General features: G+C 73.0%; 2 protein-coding genes. One reads left to right on the top strand and one right to left on the bottom strand.

The features are described 5' to 3' along the window. Window positions 1-85 precede the first annotated feature (85 nt). Complete coding sequence (locus HG543_RS53325) at window positions 86-904, top strand: hypothetical protein (RefSeq protein WP_169352629.1); 819 nt, start codon at window positions 86-88, stop codon at window positions 902-904. 4 nt (window positions 905-908) lie between these two features. Here HG543_RS53325 and HG543_RS53330 read toward each other — a convergent pair. Then, window positions 909-1994: hypothetical protein (locus tag HG543_RS53330; protein WP_246357953.1), on the bottom strand; the 1086-nt coding region annotated here is incomplete at its 5' end.

A 1994-nucleotide genomic window follows, 5' to 3' on the forward strand; every position in this document is an offset into this window, starting at 1 on the left:
GTGGGGCAGGGGGTGGGGGTCTTGGAGGCGCCAGGAACGGCATGCGATACCAGGAGTCTCGCGAGCGAGTTCGGGGAGGCGAGTCATGTGGCTGGGCAGCGGTTCATCGGAACGCGGTTCGGGCTCCGGGGATGGCCGTGGCTCGGACGACGCCGTGAGCCGCCGCGCGTCCTCCCGGGAGGAGCCCGAGGACGATGAGCGCACGCCCTCTCCCGGCCCCGCGCTGGTGGACGCGAGCCACGCGGGCACCCTCAGCGCCGGCTGCGAGGGACTGTTCCGCTCCACCGAGCGGGCCCTCCAGTGGGCGTGGCGGCTGTTGCAGCTCACGAAGGGCGGGCCCGAGGCGGGCGTCCTGGTGAACGCGGCCCGGGCCAGCGCCATCGAGTTCCTGGACCGCATTCCCCCGCATGTGCGCCGGAGCGTGGCGGAGCTGCTGGGCTACAGCAGCCTCTGGGAGGCCGTCTGCACGCGCCTGGGCCGCCCGCAGGCGCGCTCGCACGAGGAGCTGCTGCGCGAGCTGGGCGAGGACCTGCAGCTCTTGCTGCGCGGAGCGCAGGCCCGGCTGGGCACCGCCGCCGCCCTGGAGCAGGGCGTGCTGGTCCACGTGGGACGCCTGCGGGAGGCGCGCGCCAGCGAGCCGGGCGCGCCGCTGGAGCTGCGCGCGGTGCTGGACGCCTTCACCCACGCGCTGTCGGAGGTGATGGCCGCCGCGAGCGCCTACCGCCGGGCGTGGGAGGCCGCGGAGGCGGAGCTGTCCGAGTCCGCCGCGTGGCTGGGCGCGGGCGACCCGGGCTTCTGCGCGTGGCTGGTGGAGCACCTGTCCGGCACCGTCGCCGCGTGGCGCCAGGCGCACGCCTCCGCCCGCATGCTGCGCGAATTGGGCGCGCTGGCCGGCCCTCCCTGAACGCTCAGGCCTCCACGAGGATGCGGTGGCGGTACAGCTCCACCAGCACGTCCTCGGACAGGTCGGCCTGCCGGGCGTCGCGCAGGTGCTGGCGCACCTTCTCCACGGGCTCGCGGCCGGTGAACTCCACGAGCAGGCCGTAGGCCTCGCCGGGCAGGGCGATGGCGTCGTAGTCGCTGTACGCGCCGAGGGCCACGCTGCCGTCCGGCATCCACTGGACGGTGGCGTCGGGGTTGAACTTGAGCGTGCGTGGCAGCTTCGGGGACACGGCGGTGTCGCGCAGCTTCTCCAGCGTCTTCAGCTCGATGGTGCCGTCCAGGCCGAGCAGCTTCTCCAGCCCGTCCGCGGGCAGCTCGCGCACGAGCCGGTAGCAGGCGCGGAAGTAGTCGGCCTCGCGGCCGGCGTGCTCCTTCCACAGCTCCGCGTACGCCTTGGCCGGAGGCGCGATGTCGTCCAGGTCCTCCACGGCCAGGGGCGCGGGTTGCGTCTCGGCGCGGTCCTTCCCGGAGAGGACGTAGTCGGGAAGCAGCTGGAGCGCCGTCCAGCGCGACAGCTGGATTTCGGCGAGGGTGAGGTACGTCTTGAGGGACATCCAGAACTTGCGGCCGTCGGCGCCCGCCACGTACTTGCAGAAGAAGGTGGAGCAGACGGCCTCGCGGTAGGGCCAGATGGTGCAGCCGCCGGACTCCAGGGCGAAGTAGGGGCAGCGCAGCGACGCGGCGCGGCCGAAGAACTGGTGGCCGTTCTTGTAGAGGAAGTGGAACTTGGCCGGGGGCTTCACCCACTGCGGCGTCACGCCGATGCGGCTGGCGATCTTCTCCTCCATGCGGCGGCGCCCCTCGGCGAGTTCCGGGCGGTCGTCGGAGAGCAGGGCGCCCACGAGGTAGTTGGGCAGGCGCGGCGAGTAGGTGCAGCACTTGGTGTCGGCGCGGAAGAAGCGGCTGACGCCGTCCACGGCGTCGACGGCGCCCGGGGCGTTCTCCTTGCACATGGCGCAGGAGGCGCAGGTGGCCTTGGTCTCCTCGGGGACGTCCTGGCGGAAGAAGTCGGGGAGGAGGCCGCGGTAGAGCTGCGGGAGGCTGTCGAGGAT

The organism is Pyxidicoccus fallax (genome assembly GCF_012933655.1).
In the GTDB taxonomy this organism is placed as follows: domain Bacteria; phylum Myxococcota; class Myxococcia; order Myxococcales; family Myxococcaceae; genus Myxococcus; species Myxococcus fallax.